Raw genomic sequence first — 14614 nt, 5'->3', positions numbered from 1 at the left:
CATATGGTTCGACTTATGTCGACCATCATCCCTCGGTTGTCAGAGCTGAAAACGCTTCATCATCCCGTTCAAGCCGATCGACAAGCTGGCCAGCTCCTGGCTCGCCGTGCTGATCTGGTCCGCGCCCTCAGAGGTCTGCACGGCAAGTTCCCGAATATTCAACAGGTTACGATCGACTTCTCGAGCCACTTGTGCCTGTTCTTCAGTGGCACTGGCCACCACCATATTGCGCTCATGGATCGTGGTCGCGCCATCGGTGATCTCATCCAGTGCCTGCCCGGCCAACTCAGCCACCTGCAGGGTATGCCCCACCTGCTGGCTGTTGCTGTGCATCGACTCCACCACGCGCGCCGTGCCGCTGCGAATGGCGTTGATCATTTCCTCGATCTCCAGAGTCGAGGTCTGGGTACGCGCTGCCAGCGCGCGGACTTCATCTGCCACCACGGCAAAGCCGCGCCCCGCTTCACCCGCCCTCGCCGCCTCGATCGCGGCGTTGAGCGCCAGCAAGTTGGTCTGCCCGGCAATGGCGCCGATCACATCGAGTACCTTGCCCACTTCCTGCGACTGCACCGCCAGCGCTTCGATCTGCCGCGACGCCTCATGTACATCCTGGCTCATCTTGCCGATCGAACTGATCGCCTCGCCCACCCGCTGACGACCGCGCCGCGCCGCGTCTTCGGACTGACGGGAGATTTCCGAGGTGCTGACGGTATTACGCGCCACCTCTTCCACCGCCACGCTCATCTGCGTCACGGCAGTCGCCGCTTGCTGGATCTCGTCGTTCTGCCGGTTGAGGTCGCGGGAGGTTTGCTGGGTAATCGCCGACATCTGTTCACTGGCCGCAGCCAGCTGATGGGAGGAATCGCCGATCAGCCGCAGGGCGTCCTTCAGGCTGGCCTGCATCGCCGCCAGGGCATGCATCAACTGGGTCGCCTCGTCGCGGCCAGTGGCATGCACGGTGTGGGAAAGGTCGCCCTGGGCAATGTTCTGTGCCACGTCGATGGCTTCACGCAGCGGGCTGACGATACTGCGGGTCAGCAACCAGGCAAGGCCAATGGTGAGCACCAGCACCAAGCCAAGCACACCGAAGGTCAGGTACAGGGCACTCTGGTACTCAGCGCGGGCGTGGGCGGTGTGCTGTTCGGCGGTGTCGCTGCTGAACTTGACCAGGTTGTCATATAGCTCACCGATACGGTTGGAAATGTCCTGCATGGCGCCACTGAGCATCGCCTGCATCTGGGCTACCTGGTTTTGCTCGGACAACGCCTTGTACTGGTCGAGCAGCACACGGTATTCGTCGATCAGGTGCTGCATCTCGGTAAAGGCCGGTTTGCCCGCCGCTGGCAGTACTGCACCGTAGCCCTCTACACCCTTGTCGAGCAGGCCTTTGAGCACCTCCAGGCGCGCCAGGGTCGGTGCCAGCTGGGCGGGCTCACGGGCGATGGCCATGCGCATGGTGATGATGCGCAGGCCCAGCATGTGGCTGCGCACTTCGCCCAGGTAGCGGGTCCCGACGTTGGTCACCTGCTCGGTATACACCACCGCTTCGCGCATGCTGGAGATCTTGTTGATGGAAAACAGCCCGAGCACTACGACCAGTGCAGCGATCAGGCTGAAACTCAGGTAAGAGCGAGTAGCGATATTGAGATGGCGCAGGCGCATGGGGGACGTATCCGGATGGCAGTGGGATGTACTACCCATTACGTTCGGCATGTTAATCAGAAGGTTGAGTGCATGAAGGGCGTTAGCGCCCGATAATCGAACATTATCGGTTTGGCGTTCGTGAGCATCGAGCGCAGCCCGTGCTGCGCTCGATGCAATACTCACTTGGAAACAACGGGATACGCCACAATCCTAATATGTTTTCTCAGAAATGCGCTTTGACCAGTACACTCACCGCATTCTGATCCGTCGGGAACCCGTGGCTGTCCTCGATCCCATACTTGTCCGACCAGTAATCCCATTCGAGCCCCGCATACAACCGCTTCGGCGTGTGCCCGAGGGCCTTGCCGACGTCGTATTTGACCTGCGGGTTGAAGTGGAAGCTCTTGGCCACGTAATCCGACGTACCCTTGCTGCCCACGTCATTCACGTACCACTCCAGGTAACCATCGAACAGAATGTCCGACCGCCCCAGCGGTAGGGTCATCGCCCAGGTCGGGTTGATCTGCCATTGCCCTGACGCCTTGCCGGTAATCCCGTCGGGCTTGCGGTAATAGGTATTGAGCGAAAAGCGATCGAACCCCGGGATAGTCAAGTCCACGGCAGGCCCCAGCAGGTACTTGCGATTGTGCCCCTCGCCACGCTCGTAGGTGGCGGCGATCAGTACATCCTTGACGATGCCAAAGCGCAGGTTCTGTCCGCTGACCTTACCCAGCGATAACCGCGGGGAGAATTCACCGTAGTAGGTATGGCCGTCATTGCCCGACAACCCGTTGGACCATTTGTTGTCGACGAACAGAAACACATCCCCCCAGCTCCAACCGCTGGCGTGTTCGAAGGTGACGGTCTGCTGGATGTCGTTGCCGGTGCCGTCGACTTTGTAATTGTGGCCATAGAGGTAGCTCAGGCTATTGTCGTACCACATCAGCGGGCCGGCCTGGGCGCCGGAACTGGCCAGGGCACAGAGGGGCAGGAAGCAGTAGCTAAGGCAGGCAAGAGGGGTGAGTTTCATGGGCATCCCTTGGGTCGAGGTCGGTGAGGTTCACCAGCAAGGGATTCAGCGGACGGACCTCTCCTCTGGCCACGTTGCAAACCGTGGCGCCACCCTTGCCGGGTGTGCGGCGTGCTGCCGCCAGAGCAATGTCCCATGCCATATCTGGCACTGACCGCTTCTACTCGACTGTGCCATAGCAGGGCGCGTGCCAACTGATCGAATACAGTCTAGCTCGGTGATTGTGGCCAATTTCGTGGATGACTGAGTACCAGGCCACCCAAGGATTGCGCACTCTAATGGCGCCCGGCAGTCCTGCCCTGCACCTTCCCGGATCACTGTCCTGCCCTCGCAACACCTACCTGCACCTGAACAGCCCGTATTTGGCGGTTGCCGCACATTGGCACGCTTCTGGCTTGAGCTGCCTTCGAGTAGAAGCGGTCAGTGCCAGACATGGCATGGGGCATTGCTCTTGCGCCTTGGATAGGGCGTACATCCGAGCGGATGATTTGCACGAGGCCTGCCGGCCCTGGGCAAGTAGAGAAGTGTCAGCCGTGGCTGCTGCATGCTGTGCACCCCTCCTCTTGCTGCGTTCTCTCTCCGCTCGGTCCTCGCTGGCGTGTTCCCGAACACCTGGCGCATTTCGAATCGAGGTGGAGAACAATCATGAAAAACCGCTTTGCTTTGACTAACCCGCTTCGCTCGCTGCTTGGCGCAGCAGTGCTGAGCAGCGCCTCCCTGGCCATGGCCAACGACAAAGTCGTGTTGCTCACCTCTTGGTACGCCCAGGCAAAACAGGGCGGCTTTTACCAGGCCGTGGCCGATGGCTTGTACGAAAAACAAGGCCTGGATGTGTCCATCCGCATGGGCGGCCCACAGGTCAACGGCATGCAGTTGCTGGTCAGCAAGCAAGCCGACTTCATCGTCAACTACGACCTGCAGATCCTCAAGAGCGTGGAGCAAGGGCTGCCGGTGGTCGCGGTGGCTGCACCCTTCCAGGGTGACCCGCAGGGCTTGATGACGCACGCCGATGTCAACGGCCTGGACGGCCTGAAAAACAAGCAGGTGCTGGTCTCTACGTCCGGCCAGCAAGAGTGGAAAACCAGCCCGCTGCGGGTAATGGAGAACTCGTTCGACAACTCGCATTTTTCCTTCGTGCACAAGGCCAACTTCGGCCTGTTCGACCAGCCCCAACCGGCCAGCTATGACTTTCGCGAAACCGACTACGGCTTTGAAGCCGAGACCCGCGTGCCCATCCGCAACCCTGAAGAAAGCTTCGCCATTACCGGCACCCGTGCGCCGATCACCGAGCGCCACCTGGTCAACCGCTACTACCTGCCGTTCTCTCGCCGCTTTGGCTGCATGTACCCGGACAGCGGCATCCACCACATCATCTACAACTGCGCCACACCGATCGATGACGGCCGGCTGATGCTGGTGCAGTGGCTCTATCGCAATGACAGCGAGACCGACTGCCCGACCCAGGCGCTGATCGACTGGGACGCGGCGATCACCGCCGAAGACCGTGACATCCTTGAGGCCACCGACCCGGACGCCTGCGTCGATACCCGGCGGCGTGTGGAGCTGCACATGCCCTCGGACAAGCCAGGCCTGGTGATCCGCCGGCAACTGCTGGGCCTGCTCGAAGCCCACGGCGAAAGCGAAGTGTTCGCCAGCCACTGACCGCCGGTTCGGCGCCCCGGTGTGCCGGGGCATATGCAACCGCTCATGACCTTATGGGAGAGCGCCATGTTGATGCAGACCCTATCCGAAACCCGCGCCCAGCTGCAGGCGCCACCCAACGCCGACGCCTTGGGTGGCGATCCGCCGCTGTTCGCCAACCAGGTCGAGAAGACCTACAGCAACGGCACCGTCGCCCTGCACCGCGTCAAGCTGGCGATCCAGCGCGGCGAGTTCGTGTCGTTGCTGGGCCCGTCAGGCTGCGGCAAAAGCACCTTGTTGAAGATGTTCGCCGGCCTTGAACAACCCTCGGCAGGCCACGTGCGCTGGTGGGGCAAGGATGCCCCTGGCAGCGAGCCACTGGGCACCGGTGCGGGGCGCAGCCTGGCGATGGTGTTCCAGGAGGCGACCTTGATGCCCTGGGCCAAGGTGCAGGACAACGTACGCCTGCCGCTGGACCTTGCCGGCATGCCCAAAGCCCACAGCCAGCCCAAGGTACAGGCGGCGCTGGAGCTGGTTGGCCTGGGCGCGTTCGGCCAGGCCTACCCCCGCGAGTTGTCGGGCGGCATGCAGATGCGCGCATCGATCGCCCGGGCGTTGGCCACCGAACCCAACCTGCTGTTGATGGACGAGCCGTTCGGCGCCCTGGACGAGTTCACCCGTAACAAGCTCGACAGCGACCTGCGCCAGCTCTGGGCCCAGCGCGACCTGACCGTGGTGTTCGTCACCCACAGCATCTTCGAGGCGGTGTACCTGTCATCGCGGGTGGTGGTGATGGGTGCCCGGCCCGGGCGGGTGATCGCCGATGTGCCCATCGACGGCCCGCTGCAGCGGGATGAGGCCTACCGCACCTCCCCCGCCTTCATCGCCCAATGCGCCCACCTGTCCCGGCTGCTGGCCCAGGCCAACGGCGAGCCTGCTTGAGCGCATAACTTCAGAGCACAACTTGAGAGCCCTGACATGAGTCGACACTCTACTCCCTGGCTACACAACCCCACGGTGCTGCGCATCGCTTCGCCGCTGCTGGTCGGCGCTGTGCTGCTGGGCCTCTGGCAGCTGGCATGCATTGCCTGGCAAGTACCGGTCTACCTGGTGCCATCACCCGCCGACATCGGCCGCACGCTGATCAGCGACGGGCCCATGCTGCTCGCTGCGCTGTGGATGACCCTGAAGATCACCTTCCTCTCGTTCGCCCTCGCAGTGGTCATCGGTACCCTGGCCGCATTCGTGTTCGTACAGAGCCGGCTGGTGGAAGCCAGCCTGTTCCCCTACGCGATATTGCTGCAGGTGACGCCGGTGGTGGCGATTGCACCGCTGATCATCATCTGGTGCAGCGACACCACCCTGGCGCTGGTGATCTGCGCCACTCTGGTGGCGGTATTTCCGATCATCGCCAACACTGTGCTGGGCCTGCGCAGCCTCAACCCAGGGCTGCTCAACCTGTTCCGCCTCAATCGCGCAAGCCGTTGGCAGGTGCTGCTGCGCCTGCGTATTCCCAGTGCCCTGCCGTGCTTCTTCGCCGGCCTGCGCATTGCCAGTGGCCTGGCATTGATCGGCGCTGTGGTGGCCGAATTCGTGGCCGGCACCGGGGGCACCGGCGCCGGGCTGGCGTACCAGATCCTGCAAGCGGGCTTTCAGCTCAATATTCCGCGGCTGTTCGCCGCCCTGGTGCTGATCGCCCTGACCGGCGTCGCATTGTTCAGCCTGATGGCCCTGCTGGCACGTTTGAGCCTGCGCCACTGGCACGAAAGTGAACTGGGTTAAGCCCTTGGAGCCCCTCATGAACCCTACCGACAGCTGGCTGATCCGCAACGCCAGTGCCATCCTCACTGGCCGGCCCGGCGCAGCCGCCCGCCACGCCGGGCCGGACATCCGTATCAGCCAAGGGCGCATCGCTGCCCTCGGCGCTTTGCAACCGCTGGCCGCAGAGCAGGTGCTCGACGCCACCGACTGCGTGGTTTACCCAGGTTGGGTGAATACCCATCATCATCTGTTCCAGTCACTGCTCAAAGGGATCCCGGCTGGCATCGATCACAGCCTGGGGGCGTGGTTGGCCGCGGTGCCCTATCGCTACCGCGGCCTGTTCGATGAGCACAGCTTCCGCCTGGCCGCGCGTATCGGCCTGGTCGAGCTTGCCCGCTCCGGCTGCAGCATGGTCGCTGATCATCATTACCTGTACCTGCCAGGCATGGCCTTTGATAGCGCGCAGATTCTGTTCGAGGAGGCAGAGCGGCTAGGCCTGCGTTTCGTGCTGTGCCGAGGCGGCGCAACCCAGGTGCGCCAGGCCGAAGGCGCCGCCAGTGCCGGCCCGGAAACCCTCGAACAGTACCTTGATGACGTCGGGCGGCTGGTGCGCACCTACCACGACCCTGCCCCCGACGCCTGGCGCCGGGTGGTGATGGCGCCCACCAGCCCGCCTTACTCGATGCCGCCAGAGCACCTGCGCGAAACCGCCCGCGCTGCACGCCAGCTGGGCATCCGCCTGCACAGCCACCTGAGCGAAACGGTGGAGTACCAGAACGAGGTGCAGCGCCGCTACAACCTGTCTCCGGTGGCGTTTTGCGCAGAGCACGAGTGGCTCGGCGCAGACGTGTGGTTCGCCCATCTGGTCAAGCTCAGCCGCGAGGAAATCCGCCTGCTGGGCGCCACCGGTACCGGCATTGCCCACTGCCCGCAAAGCAACGGGCGTTTGGGCAGCGGCATCGCCGATATCCTGGCGATGGAAGCGGCCGGCATGCCGATCTCGATTGGTGTCGACGGCGCAGCCTCCAACGAAGCCTGCGACATGATCAGCGAAACCCACGCCGCCTGGTTGATGCAACGGGCCAAGGCCGGTGAGCGGGCGTTGCCCGACTATGCAGGCGGCGAGCTGGAAGGCGGCGCCCATGCCGCCAGCGTGGAAGACGTGGTGCGTTGGGGCACTGCCGGTGGTGCTCAGGTGCTCGGGCTGAACGCCCTTGGCACGCTGCAGGTTGGCATGGCCGCGGACCTGGCAGTCTACCGCCTGGACCAGCCGCGGTACTTCGGCTTGCATGACCCGGGCATTGCGCCCGTGGTGGGGGGTGGCCGGCCGACCTTGCGGGCCTTGTTGGTAGGTGGGCGCCTGAGCGTGGACAACGACACGATCCCTGGCCTGGACCTCGCCGAACTCGGTAGCCAGGCCCGTGAGGCCGTGCTGCGCCTGCAGCGCGCTGCGGGGGTGCGCGCATGAGCTGGACCTCATTGCAAGTACGCGCCTTGCGCCTGGAAGCTGATGACGTGCTGGGTGTCGAGCTCGGCACGCCGGGCGGCGCGCCGCTGCCGCTGAGCTGGGCAGCCGGCGCCCATGTCGACCTGCGTTTGGGCAACGGCATGGTCCGCCAGTATTCGGTGGTCAGCCTGCCCGAAGAGGGCCATCTGTACCTAGGCATCAAGCGTGAGCCTGCGTCACGCGGCGGTTCACAGTGGCTGCACGAGCACCTGCGCCTGGGTGCACGGATCGAGGTCGGCGCCCCGCGCAACCAGTTTGCCCTGCAACCGGGGACAGGCTCAGTGGTATTGCTGGCGGCCGGCATCGGCATCACGCCCCTGCTGCCGATGTACCGCCAATGCCTGGCCCAAGGGCGCGCGGTGCGCCTGCTGTATTTCACCCGTGACGCGCACCCGCTGCCGCTGGTCCAGCGCCAGGGCCTGCCCATCGAAGTATTCAGCGGCTTGCGCGCTGCGCAGATCAAGCAAGCCTTGAGCGAGCTGTTGCCCGTTTGGCAGCCCCACGCCAGCGTGTATTGCTGCGGGCCCGCAGGGTTCATGGACAGTGTGGAGCACGCCGCTCTCAACCAGGGCTGGCCAGCATCGGCCCTGTACCGCGAGCACTTCAAGCCCGGCGAGCCCACCGCCGTAACCCATTCCAGCTGCACACTGGTGTTGCAGCGCAGCGGGCATGAGGTGCAGGTACAAACGGGCGAGAGCCTGTTGCAAGCTGCTGCGCGGGTCGGGGTGGACCTGCCCATCTCGTGCGGCATGGGCATTTGCGGCGCGTGCATGTGCCGGGTCCTCGAGGGCACGCCAGAGCACCGTGACGAGTGCCTGAGCGACGCTCAACGCAGCAGCGGGGAATGGATCACGCCGTGCGTCTCAGGGGCGCGCTCTTCGCGCCTGGTGCTCGACGCCTGAAAGCTGCACACACTAAGGGCGTCGAAGCACGCGGTGAATCGCTGAAACCACCTGCAGCGTAGCGTCTTCGATCGTCCCTTCATTGCGGCACATCAGCCAGCCGTTGTCTGCAACGGCTCGCTCGAAGGCCTGGGTACAGGCCACATGCTCTTCGAACCTGTGCATCACCGTGCTGCTCAACCCGCGCGTGCGTGCCGTCGCCCTCGCCCATGAAATAGCCGGGGCGGTGACCACCCCCACATGCAGGTCGGGTATGCGCACATCACAAGCGGTGTTCAGGCGCAGAATCCCAGGGAACGGGATCAGCCGGCGAAAGGCAGCGTCCGAAGGGTACCAGCGGTCGATCAGGATGATGCTGTCCGGCGGCTGCCTGGCCAGCACGTGCCGGGATATCCACGCACGGCTCTGGGCAAAGCGCTCACAGATCGCCAGCTCAAGTTCCGGGCTGGGGTTTCTGACGAACTGGTTGACCAGTGCCATGGTTTCACCCCTGTAGGGGTCGCTCTTTCGCTCGCAGATGCGGATGACTTTCAGCCCGTCAGCCCGCAGTGCCTGGGTGACGGACTCCAACAATGTGGTTTTGCCGGTGCCCTTGGGCCCGTCCATGGAGACGAACAGCGAACGGCTCATGAAGCGGCGCTTACGGTGGGCATAGGGTGCAACGGCATCTTGATTCCTTGGCGAAGGCAGAGGTGAGCATTCTACAGCGTGGTGACGTCCCTGCACCGCTTGATGAAGCCGATTGCTGCACGCCACGGAGGGTTGCCTGAAGCCGGCTATGCTGGAAACAATTCGCACGCAGGCGCCGGAGAGTGAAGCATGGGGATCAAGCGTTGGTCTGGGCGGGTGGCTTGGCTGATTCTGGGGTTGTACATGATGGTCTCTCCCCTCGTTAACGCCGACGGCGAGCAGCCCGCCACAGGTGTCGAGGGCGTCATTGCCGAGCCAGCCGCGCTCACGGTCATCAACCGCACGGTTTTCGTCTTTCGTTCTACCTTGCTGGGCGAAACGCCCAAGGCGCGCGCCCAGCGCGCAAAGAGCCTGATCGAAGAAACCCTGCAGGAAGACAACGACCTGCAAGTCAGGACCGACCCTATCCTGAACAGTTATCTGGTGTTGCTGGGGGGCCGTCGCGCCTTCATCGTCACACCGCTCGATGCCGCAGCCGACGCCATCACGCCAAACGAGGCTGCCGAACGTGCTGCCGAAAACCTGCGCCTGGTGGTCGAGGAAACCCGCCAGGCACGCAGCCTGAAGTTCCTGTTGACGGCGGTGGGCTACTCGGCGGCCGCCACCTTGGTGTTCGTCCTGCTGCTCAAGGCTGCAGGTTTGGGTCGCGGCAAGCTCCTGGGCCTGTTGCCCCGCCTGATGGGCAAACACTCCGAGCGCTTCAAGGTCGGGCACACGCCGCTGTTCGATCTGCAGAACCTCTACTACCTGATCGACCGCTCACTGTGGCTGTTGTATTGGTTGATCGTGCTGCTGCTCTGTTACCAGTGGCTGGGGTTCGTGCTGTCGCAGTTCCCCTACACCCGCTCCTGGGGCGAAAGCCTGAATATCCACTTGATGGAACTGTTCAGGTACCTGGTCAGCGGCATTCTGCGTGCCATGCCGGGCCTTGCCGTGGCCATCTCGATCTTCTTCATCGCCCGTGGCATCAGCGCCTTTTCCAAGCGTGTGCTGCGGCGCATGGCCCGCCCGGGCACATTGACCTGGCTCACCGCCGAAACCCTGCAACCCACCATGCGCCTGACCTCGCTGGCCATCTGGCTGTTCGCGCTGGTGATGGCTTACCCGTATCTGCCAGGTTCAGGCACCGATGCCTTCAAAGGGCTGTCGGTGTTGATCGGTTTGATGATTTCACTGGGGGCGACCAGCGTCATCGGCCAGGGCGCAGCCGGTTTGATCCTGACCTACACCCGTACCCTTCGGGCCGGCGAGTTCGTCCGGGTGGGCGAATACGAAGGCACAGTGACCGAAGTGGGGATGTTCACCACGACGATCAGAACCGGGCTCGGCGAAGTCCTGACGCTGCCCAACTCCATGATTACAGGGGCGGTGACCAAGAACTACTCGCGTATCGTGCAAGGGCAAGGCTATGTCGTGGACACGGTTGTGACCATCGGCTACGACACGCCTTGGCGACAGGTGGAGGCCATGTTGCTGGAAGCGGCACGGCGCACCGACGGCGTACTCCAGGACCCCAGGCCACAGGTGTTCCAGACGGCTCTCTCGGATTTCTACCCCGAATACCGCCTGGTCGCGCAGGCCGTTCCCGCTGAGCCCAGGCCGCGCGCGCTGCTGCTGAGCCTGTTGCACGCCAACATTCAGGACGTGTTCAACGAATATGGGGTGCAGATCATGTCCCCGCACTACCTGGGTGACCCCGAGCAGGCCAAATGGGTACCCAAAGAGCAGTGGCATACCGCCCCGGCCAGCCCCCAACCCCCTGAACAAGGCCCGGTCAGCTGAGCCTCAGGGCAATGCTCACCGGCCCGCAGGCCGCCAGCGGTGCTATCGGGCAAAGGCAGCTACAGACCCGGCTGAATGCGCTGGCCCATGGATTTACAGATTGTTCGCACAACATTTGCCTAATACAGCAGCGCTTCTATATTCACAAAGGCCTGCCCTCAGTTGACCAGAGCGTCATGATGCCCCCGACAGAGCAATTGATCATCTGCGAGCACTGCGACTGCGTGTACGAGAAAGCACTGCTCGCCAAGCATCAGAAGACCTTGTGCGCCCGCTGTGGCGGTGTGCTGCAGCGGCACAATGGCCTGACGGTGGAGCAACGCCTGGCGCTCACGCTCACGGCCGCGGTGCTGTGGTTGTTCGCCAACTTCTATCCAGTGATGAGCATCAGCCTGAAGGGCCTGAAGAACAGCGCCACGTTGTGGGATTCGGTATTGGCACTGAGCCAGGGGCCGATCACGTTCATGGCCATGGTCGCGGCCATCTCGATCATCATCGCCCCGGCATTCCAACTGCTTCTGCTCATCTGGGTCCTGGGTTACGCCCTTGCCGCCCGCCGCTCACCAGCATTCAAGCTGTGCATGCGCTGGCTGGAGACACTGCGCCCCTGGAGCATGCTGGAAGTGTGCCTGCTCGGCGCGATGGTGGCGGTGTTCAAGCTCGCCGGGATGCTCGATGTGCTGCCGGGCATCGGCCTGCTCGCACTGGCCGCCCTGAGCCTGCTGATGATCCGCATTGCCGGCCGGGACATCCGCGACCTGTGGGATATGCCATGAACAGGCCGCCAACCGCCAGCGAACTCAACCTGTGCCTGTGCCACAGTTGTGGGCTTGCCTGCGACATGCGCGACGAACCGCATCGGTGCCCCCGTTGTGACGCCCCCTTGCATCGGCGCAAGACCAATTCCCTGGGCCGTACCTGGGCCTACCTTCTCGCGGCGCTTGCCTTCTACATACCGGCCAACGTGCTGCCGGTGATGAACACCACCATGCTCGGCAGCGGTGCCGACAGCACCATCATGAGCGGCGTGATCGAGTTCTGGGAGCACGGCGCCTGGGATATCGCGCTGATCATCTTCATTGCCAGCATCGCCGTACCAGGCGTGAAGTTCATGGCATTGTCGATGTTGTTGATCACGGTCCAGCGTGGCAGCCATTGGGCGCAACAGCAGCGCTCCAAGCTCTACCGGTTCGTTGAGCTGATCGGCTATTGGTCGATGCTCGATGTGCTGGTCGTTGCCCTGGTTGCGGCGCTGGTGAAGTTCCAGGCGCTGGGCGATATCGAGCCGCGCCCCGGCATTCTGTTCTTTGGCCTGGTGGTGGTGTTCACCATGCTTTCTGCGATGAGTTTCGACCCCCGTCTGATCTGGGACACGCCACCTGACAAGGAGCTCATGGATGAACCCATCCAGCAATGACAGCCCAGCCGTGCCGGGCAAGGCACCGGTCAAGACCCGTCGGTTCAGCTTTTCACTGGTGTGGATCGTGCCGATCGTGGCAGTGCTTGTGGGCCTCTCGCTGGTGGTGCACAACCTCATGCAGGAAGGCCCGACCATTACCCTCACCTTCAAGACCGGTGCCGGGCTTGCAGCCAACAAGACCGAAGTGCGCTATCGCAACGTCGTGATCGGCCACGTGACCGAGGTCGCACTCAGCAACGACCAGAAGAACGTAAACGCCACCGTCAAGCTCGACAAGCAGGCCGAAGGCTTCACCCGTGAGGACTCGAAATTCTGGGTGGTCCGCCCACGGATCGGTGCCGGCGGCGTGTCGGGCATAGACACCCTGCTCTCGGGCGATTACATCGGCGCCGACATCGGCCAGTCCAACACCCGCGTCAAACATTTCACCGGCCTCGAAAACCCGCCCGCCATCACCTACGGCGAGCCCGGCAAGCATTTCACCCTGCACACCCAGGACCTGGGCTCACTGGACATCGGCTCCCCGGTGTATTTCCGCAAGATCCCGGTCGGCCAGGTGGTCGCCTACGCCCTGGACAAGGATGGCAGAGGGGTTGATGTAGAGATCTTCGTCCACGCGCCCAACGATGCCTTCGTGACCGCCAACACCCGCTTCTGGAACGCCAGTGGCATTGACATAGACGTCGGCGCCAATGGCTTCGCGCTGAAGACCGAATCGCTGTCTTCCATTCTGGTCGGGGGCATCGCCTTCCGTGCACCGGACTACAACCCCAATGACAGCGCCGCCAGCGAAGACCAGCGCTTCGAGCTGTTCGCCGACCAGGCCAGCGCGCTGGCACCGCCCGCCGGCAAGGCGCAGTACCTGGCACTGCGCTTCGACCAGGCGATGCGCGGGCTGAAGGTGGGGGCACCGGTAGAGTTTCTGGGCGTGGAGATTGGCCGCGTGGTCTCGGTGAACCTTGACTTCGATGAGAAACAGCGCAGCTTCCCGGTCAACGTCGGCATCGTGATCTACCCCCAGCGCTTGGGGCGCGCGCACGAGAAGATGCTCAAGGCCCTGCAGCACGATCCTAATGACGAAGCCTCCGCCGCCAAACTGATGGGGACGTTCATCGACAACGGCCTGCGAGCCCAGGCACGCAGTGGCAACCTGCTCACGGGCCAGCTGTACATCGCCCTGGATTTCTTCCCCAAAGCGCCGAAAGCGGCATTCGACCCTACTGCCCGACCGGTGATGATCCCGACCATTCCTGGCAGCCTGGAGCTGCTGCAAGAGCAGTTGCAGACCATGGTAGACAAGGTCAACCGGCTGCCGCTGGAACGTATTGCCAGCAACCTGGACGCCAACCTGGTCGAGCTGCGCAAGAGCCTGAAACAATTCAACGGCAAGACATTGCCCGGGGTGCAAGGCACTTTGGCCGAAGTCAGCAGCACGCTGAAATCTGCCAACGCGACGCTGGCAGAAGATTCGCCCCAGCGGGAACAACTGACGCAGACCCTGGACGAGCTCAGTCGTATGTCGCGCTCGCTGCGCGAGCTCGCCGATTACCTGGGCCGGAACCCTGAGTCCCTGCTGCGTGGCCGCCCGGACAACGCCGCGCCGATGGACCTGCAAGGGCCGCCACGCAATTGACCACAGGAGTGTTGAGCATGACACCGTTGCCAAGGATTACCCTGCTGGTCGCGCTGATGGCATTGGGCGCCTGCCGCAGTGACCCTATCCAGTTCCATACCCTCACCCCGGCGATGCCCGCGCCGTCCTCCCACGCCGCCACGGACGAAATCCTGCTTGAAAGTGTCAGCGTGCCGCCCCAGGTCGACCGGCCCCAACTGGTGATCCGTCAAGGTAATAGCAGCCTGGCCATCCTCGAGACGCAGTGGTGGGGCGCCACCCTGGTGGATGAGCTGCGCAGCGCCTTGATCGACCAATTGAGCAACACCCGCCCTGCGCGCAAGCTGTCACTGCGGGTGGATGTGCAACGGTTCGATTCGGTGCCCGGGCAGTATGCCCTGCTGGACGCACGCTGGCGCTTGCGAGCACGCGGCGCCGATGCCCAGCTGACGTGCCGCAGCACCTTGCAGACGGCGGCCGGCAATAGCATCGATGACGTTGTGATCGCCCAACAAGCCAACGTCAAGCGCCTGGTGGCACTGATCAGTCAAGCGGCTTCGTCGACGAACAGCACTTGCCCTGTCGAGCGCTGATCACCGCCGTTGCAAAAGTGCTGCACGCGCTG

The 14614-nt window shown here is 63.3% G+C and carries 13 protein-coding genes; 10 read left to right on the top strand and 3 right to left on the bottom strand.

Annotated elements, in window-relative coordinates; translation table 11 throughout:
* Nucleotides 1-39 precede the first annotated feature (39 nt).
* Both ACIPZC_RS15885 and ACIPZC_RS15880 read right to left on the bottom strand, forming a co-directional pair.
* Nucleotides 40-1662 carry a methyl-accepting chemotaxis protein gene (locus ACIPZC_RS15885; RefSeq protein WP_400627994.1) on the bottom strand — a complete coding sequence of 541 codons (1623 nt, stop codon included), beginning with the start codon at nt 1660-1662 and terminating at the stop codon, nt 40-42.
* A 205-nt stretch (nt 1663-1867) separates the two neighbouring features.
* The gene (locus tag ACIPZC_RS15880) at nt 1868-2674 is read right to left on the bottom strand and encodes an outer membrane protein OmpK (RefSeq protein WP_400627992.1); all 807 of its coding nucleotides are present in this window, start codon (nt 2672-2674) and stop codon (nt 1868-1870) included.
* A gap of 645 nt (nt 2675-3319) precedes the next feature.
* On the opposite strand from ACIPZC_RS15880, the gene ACIPZC_RS15875 reads away from it, so the two are divergent.
* The 5 genes from ACIPZC_RS15875 to ACIPZC_RS15855 all read left to right on the top strand — a co-directional run bounded on the left by ACIPZC_RS15875 (nt 3320) and on the right by ACIPZC_RS15855 (nt 8485).
* Nucleotides 3320-4336 (top strand): ABC transporter substrate-binding protein, encoded by a 1017-nt coding sequence (locus ACIPZC_RS15875; RefSeq protein WP_400627990.1) that lies wholly within the window; start codon nt 3320-3322, stop codon nt 4334-4336.
* Nucleotides 4337-4402: 66 nt separating this feature from the next.
* A complete protein-coding gene (locus ACIPZC_RS15870; RefSeq protein ID WP_400627988.1) occupies nt 4403-5257 on the top strand; it encodes an ABC transporter ATP-binding protein in 855 nt (284 codons plus the stop codon).
* 111 nt (nt 5258-5368) lie between these two features.
* On the top strand, nt 5369-6097 hold the full coding sequence (locus ACIPZC_RS15865) for an ABC transporter permease (RefSeq protein WP_400628280.1): 729 nt from the start codon (nt 5369-5371) through the stop codon (nt 6095-6097).
* A 16-nt stretch (nt 6098-6113) separates the two neighbouring features.
* Nucleotides 6114-7544, top strand: coding sequence for an amidohydrolase family protein (locus tag ACIPZC_RS15860; protein ID WP_400627986.1), 1431 nt, complete (start codon nt 6114-6116; stop codon nt 7542-7544).
* Nucleotides 7541-8485 carry a PDR/VanB family oxidoreductase gene (locus tag ACIPZC_RS15855; RefSeq protein ID WP_400627984.1) on the top strand — a complete coding sequence of 315 codons (945 nt, stop codon included), beginning with the start codon at nt 7541-7543 and terminating at the stop codon, nt 8483-8485. Before ACIPZC_RS15860 ends, ACIPZC_RS15855 begins: the two co-directional genes overlap by 4 nt.
* 12 nt (nt 8486-8497) lie before the next feature.
* Here ACIPZC_RS15855 and ACIPZC_RS15850 read toward each other — a convergent pair whose 3' ends face one another.
* Entirely contained in the window at nt 8498-9115 is a 618-nt protein-coding gene (locus tag ACIPZC_RS15850) for a dTMP kinase (protein WP_400627982.1), read from the bottom strand.
* A gap of 189 nt (nt 9116-9304) precedes the next feature.
* Here ACIPZC_RS15850 and ACIPZC_RS15845 point away from each other — a divergent pair, with 189 nt between their 5' ends.
* From ACIPZC_RS15845 to ACIPZC_RS15825, 5 genes are all read left to right on the top strand, one after another.
* Nucleotides 9305-10957, top strand: a complete 1653-nt coding sequence (locus ACIPZC_RS15845) for a mechanosensitive ion channel family protein (RefSeq protein ID WP_400627980.1) — start codon at nt 9305-9307, stop codon at nt 10955-10957.
* A 179-nt stretch (nt 10958-11136) separates the two neighbouring features.
* The gene (locus ACIPZC_RS15840; RefSeq protein ID WP_400628278.1) at nt 11137-11733 is read left to right on the top strand and encodes a paraquat-inducible protein A; all 597 of its coding nucleotides are present in this window, start codon (nt 11137-11139) and stop codon (nt 11731-11733) included.
* A complete protein-coding gene (locus ACIPZC_RS15835) occupies nt 11730-12374 on the top strand; it encodes a paraquat-inducible protein A (RefSeq protein ID WP_241806901.1) in 645 nt (214 codons plus the stop codon). Before ACIPZC_RS15840 ends, ACIPZC_RS15835 begins: the two co-directional genes overlap by 4 nt.
* Nucleotides 12355-14010: an intermembrane transport protein PqiB gene (locus tag ACIPZC_RS15830; protein ID WP_400627978.1), complete on the top strand. Its 1656-nt coding sequence runs from the start codon at nt 12355-12357 to the stop codon at nt 14008-14010. Before ACIPZC_RS15835 ends, ACIPZC_RS15830 begins: the two co-directional genes overlap by 20 nt.
* A 17-nt stretch (nt 14011-14027) precedes the next feature.
* Nucleotides 14028-14582: a membrane integrity-associated transporter subunit PqiC gene (locus ACIPZC_RS15825; RefSeq protein WP_400627976.1), complete on the top strand. Its 555-nt coding sequence runs from the start codon at nt 14028-14030 to the stop codon at nt 14580-14582.
* Nucleotides 14583-14614: the final 32 nt, after the last annotated feature.

Source organism: Pseudomonas sp. NPDC089743 (assembly GCF_044748785.1).
In the GTDB taxonomy this organism is placed as follows: domain Bacteria; phylum Pseudomonadota; class Gammaproteobacteria; order Pseudomonadales; family Pseudomonadaceae; genus Aquipseudomonas; species Aquipseudomonas putida_X.
This window is presented reverse-complemented; position numbering and strand designations above follow the sequence as displayed.

Bases quoted from the DNA above. Each gene is read 5' to 3' on its own strand.
- ACIPZC_RS15885 (WP_400627994.1), bottom strand. From the start codon at position 1,662: ATGCGCCTGCGCCATCTCAATATCGCTACTCGCTCTTACCTGAGTTTC.
- ACIPZC_RS15880 (WP_400627992.1), bottom strand. From the start codon at position 2,674: ATGAAACTCACCCCTCTTGCCTGCCTTAGCTACTGCTTCCTGCCCCTC.
- ACIPZC_RS15875 (WP_400627990.1), top strand. From the start codon at position 3,320: ATGAAAAACCGCTTTGCTTTGACTAACCCGCTTCGCTCGCTGCTTGGC.
- ACIPZC_RS15870 (WP_400627988.1), top strand. From the start codon at position 4,403: ATGTTGATGCAGACCCTATCCGAAACCCGCGCCCAGCTGCAGGCGCCA.
- ACIPZC_RS15860 (WP_400627986.1), top strand. From the start codon at position 6,114: ATGAACCCTACCGACAGCTGGCTGATCCGCAACGCCAGTGCCATCCTC.
- ACIPZC_RS15855 (WP_400627984.1), top strand. From the start codon at position 7,541: ATGAGCTGGACCTCATTGCAAGTACGCGCCTTGCGCCTGGAAGCTGAT.
- ACIPZC_RS15850 (WP_400627982.1), bottom strand. From the start codon at position 9,115: ATGAGCCGTTCGCTGTTCGTCTCCATGGACGGGCCCAAGGGCACCGGC.
- ACIPZC_RS15845 (WP_400627980.1), top strand. From the start codon at position 9,305: ATGGGGATCAAGCGTTGGTCTGGGCGGGTGGCTTGGCTGATTCTGGGG.
- ACIPZC_RS15840 (WP_400628278.1), top strand. From the start codon at position 11,137: ATGCCCCCGACAGAGCAATTGATCATCTGCGAGCACTGCGACTGCGTG.
- ACIPZC_RS15835 (WP_241806901.1), top strand. From the start codon at position 11,730: ATGAACAGGCCGCCAACCGCCAGCGAACTCAACCTGTGCCTGTGCCAC.
- ACIPZC_RS15830 (WP_400627978.1), top strand. From the start codon at position 12,355: ATGAACCCATCCAGCAATGACAGCCCAGCCGTGCCGGGCAAGGCACCG.
- ACIPZC_RS15825 (WP_400627976.1), top strand. From the start codon at position 14,028: ATGACACCGTTGCCAAGGATTACCCTGCTGGTCGCGCTGATGGCATTG.